The 3,450-nt window shown below is 75.4% G+C and carries 3 protein-coding genes; all 3 read right to left on the minus strand.

The window, feature by feature from the left end:
* Positions 1-555, minus strand: a 555-nt coding sequence (locus VK611_29245) for a DUF5682 family protein (GenBank protein HMG45454.1), incomplete at its 3' end; no start/stop codon positions are given.
* A gap of 3 nt (positions 556-558) precedes the next feature.
* Positions 559-1,704, minus strand: a complete 1,146-nt coding sequence (locus VK611_29250) for an AAA family ATPase (GenBank protein ID HMG45455.1) — start codon at positions 1,702-1,704, stop codon at positions 559-561.
* The gene (locus VK611_29255) at positions 1,701-3,338 is read right to left on the minus strand and encodes a DUF5691 domain-containing protein (protein ID HMG45456.1); all 1,638 of its coding nucleotides are present in this window, start codon (positions 3,336-3,338) and stop codon (positions 1,701-1,703) included. Before VK611_29255 ends, VK611_29250 begins: the two co-directional genes overlap by 4 nt.
* Positions 3,339-3,450: the final 112 nt, after the last annotated feature.

The following is a 3,450-nucleotide window of genomic DNA, read 5'->3' on the forward strand; positions in this document are numbered from 1 at the left end:
GGCGACGGCGACGAACCGGCCGAGGCCGCCGCGGCGGTGCTCCACGGCGTCCTCCCACCAGCGTTCGGGGTCGTCGAACCCGGCGGCTGCGGCCAGGACCGAGATCGGGTCGACCCCCGGGTCACCCGGCTCGGCCGCCGCACGATCGTCGTCCGGTCCCTCGAGGGGCGGCCCGTCGTCGTCGTCATCGCCGTCGTCGTGGTCGTCGTGGTCGGCGTGGTGGTCGAGGGCGAGCTGGTGGGCGGCGGGGAGGTCGGCGAAGTGGACGTCGACGCCGTGGCGCAGCGCCCACCGGGCGGCGACCCACTCGGGTGAGAACACGGCCATGGGGTAGAACGCGGCCCGCCGTGTCTCCTCCGGTGCGTACACCAGGCCGGCGACGGGCGGCCGCATCCCGGGCGACGCCATCAGCGCCACGACGGCGTCCAGCTCGGGGGCGCCTTCGATCAGCACGACGTCGGGCCGGACCTGGTCGAGGGCGTCGACCACCGCCCGGGCGCTGCCCGGCCCGTGGTGCCGGATCCCGAGGACGACGACCTCGGCGACGTCAGCCACCGGTCATCCCAGCTCCCGGCAGGCCCGGTACACGTCCGACCAGCCCTTGCGCTCCTTGACGACAGTCTCGAGGTACTCCTGCCAGGCGATCCGGTCCTGCACCGGGTCCTTGACCACGGCGCCGACCAGGCCGGCCGCCACATCGGCGGCACCGACGACGCCGTCGCCGAAGTGCGCCGCCAGGGCCAGCCCGTTGGTCATCACCGAGATGGCCTCGGCGGTCGACAGGGTGCTCGACGGCGACTTGAGCGTCGTGCGCCCGTCGGCCGTCACCCCGGCCCGCAGCTCCCGGAAGATGGTGACCACCCGTCGGATCTCGTCGAGGTCCTTCAGCTCGACCGGCAGCTCGAGGGCCCGGCCCAGCTGCGCCACCCGCCGGCTGACGATCGCCACCTCGTCGTCGAGGTCGTCGGGCAGCGGCAGCACGACCACGTTGAACCGTCGCATGAGCGCCGCCGACAGGTCGTTCACGCCCCGGTCGCGGTCGTTGGCGGTGGCGATCACGTTGAAGCCCCGGCGGGCCTGCACCTCGGTGTCGAGCTCCGGGATGGGGAGGGTCTTCTCGGACAGCACGGTGATCAGCGCATCCTGCACGTCGGACGGGATGCGGGTCAGCTCCTCGATGCGCACCAGGGCGCCGTGCTCCATCGCCCGCATGACCGGGCTCGGCACCAGCGCCGCCCGGGTCGGGCCTTCGGCCAGCAGTCGGGCGTAGTTCCAGCCGTAGCGGATCGCCTCCTCGGGAGTGCCCGACGTGCCCTGCACCAGCAGTGTCGAACGACCCGAGATGGCGGCGGCCAGGTGCTCGCTCAGCCACGTCTTGGCCGTGCCCGGCACGCCGAGCAGCAGCAGCGCCCGGTCCGTCGCCAGGGTGGCGACCGCGATCTCGACCAGGCGGCGCTGGCCCACGTACTTGGGGGTGATCTCGGTGCCGTCGTCGAGCGACCCGCCCAGCAGGTAGGTCACGACCGCCCAGGGTGAGAGCCGCCAGCTCGGCGGCCGGGGCCGGTCGTCGGCCCGGTCGAGGGCGCCGAGCTCCGACGCGAACTCGATCTCGGCGTGGGCCCGCAGGATCGCCTCGTCGACCGGGTCGCCGCCGTTGGGGGAGGCGGGCGGCGTCGAGGGGGTCGAGGCGGTCGGGTCTGTCATGACAGCTCCTGGGCGATGGTGTGACGGATCGACAGGGCGTGGATCACATGGGGCAGCGTCGCCCGCCGGCGGTCGTGGACCCTCAGGTCGTCGATCCAGCGTTCGAGGTCGGGGATGATGCCGACGTCGCCGGCCGCCGCCAGTGCGGTCAGGGCCCGGTCGACCGACCCGGCGTCCTTGCCGGCGCGCAGCCGCTGGACGACCCACTGGCTCAGCAGCACCGGCCACGGACCGGGCGTGGCTGCCAGCAGCCCGGCCAGCGCCGGCTCGGCGGCGTGCTCCAGGGCCACGGGCAGCAGGTCGTGGGCCTGCTCGGCCGGCAGGGCCGCGAGCAGCCGCGGCTCGGGGGCGACGCGCATCAGCTCACGGCACCACACCGGGTCGCCGTGGCGGCCGGCGGCCCTCACCCACCCCTGCACCAGGTCGGGCGTCTTTGAAGGAAAACCGCCCGTATGAGGTCGTTTCCCTTCAAAGACGGGGGTGGCCTGCCGGACGGCGGCGGCGGGGGACAGGCCCAGCTCGTCGGTCCAGAACGTCAGGGGCGTCGCCCCCACCAGCTGGATCAGCCACCACGTGCGCTTCCCGGTCGCCGGTGGGGCGCCGGCGTCGACGATCCCGTCGCGGCGTGCCGCCGCGTCGATCGCCTCAGGGAGGGCGATCTCCAGCCGGCGCCGCAACCGCCCGACCAGGCCGGGCTGACCCCGCCCCACCAGGGGGCGGACCCGGTCGGCCATGCGTGCCGCCAGCGCGGAGCCGGGCAGCCGGGCCAGCAGATCGGCCGCGACCGCGCGGACGCTCACGGCGCGGTCGTCGAGACTCGCCTCGAGGAAGGCCTCGTCGTCGGGGTGCAGACCGGTGCGCATGACCTCCAGGATCCGCGCCCGGTCCTTCGCGCTCTCACCCGACCACGTCTCCTCGGCCAGGTGCCGGGCCGCGGCCGGGTCCGTGGCCCGCCGGGCGGTCAGCAGCGCCAGCCGGGCCGCCGGCTCGCCGATCCGCCAGACCTCGTCGTCGTCGGCGGGCACGGACGGTCGGTCCGTCTCCGTCTCCGTCTCCGCCGCCCACGACCAGGCCGGGTTGTGCCGCCCCAGCCAGGCGAGGGGCGCCCCGCCGGTCGCGACCACCGACGACCGGAGGGACGGGACCCGGGTGGCGTGGTCGAGGAGCGCCGGCAGGAGCCGTGCCGGCGGGCGGCGGCCGGCGGCCGGGCAACGGCGGAGCCACTCCTCGACCAGCCCGACGGGACCGCCCAGCACCCGGACGTGGCCCTCCAGCAGCAACGACAGGAGCTGGGCGGCGGTCGAGGACACCTCGGGCCGGTCGTCGTCCGGTCCCGCCCCCGGTGGGGCGTCGTCGCCGTGCAGTGGCACCAGGCCCACCCGCTGGTGCGCCGCCACGATCGCCGCCGCGGTCAGCACCTCCACCTCCACATCCACCGGCCGCCGCTCTGCTGCCGCCGTCCCGGCCGCTTCGGCGCCGTCGGGCCGGGCCGGGTCGTCGACCAGCGCCGCGACCGCTGCCACGACGTCGGCGGGCAGAGGCTTGCGCTCGGTGCCCACCAGCGCCACCGACACGAGCCGGTCCCACAGCGCCGAGGTCGACAGTGCCCCCGAGGGCGACGACGTCACGGTCACAGCGGCACCGGATCCGCGGTGCGAACGGCGACGGCCGAGGCCACGGTGGGTGCCACCGCGAGGGGGTGCAACGAGCCCGCCTCCCACTCGGCCACCACGGTGGCCGGGCGCC

The organism is Acidimicrobiales bacterium, assembly GCA_035316325.1.
Lineage (GTDB): Bacteria > Actinomycetota > Acidimicrobiia > Acidimicrobiales > VFJN01 > DASXTK01.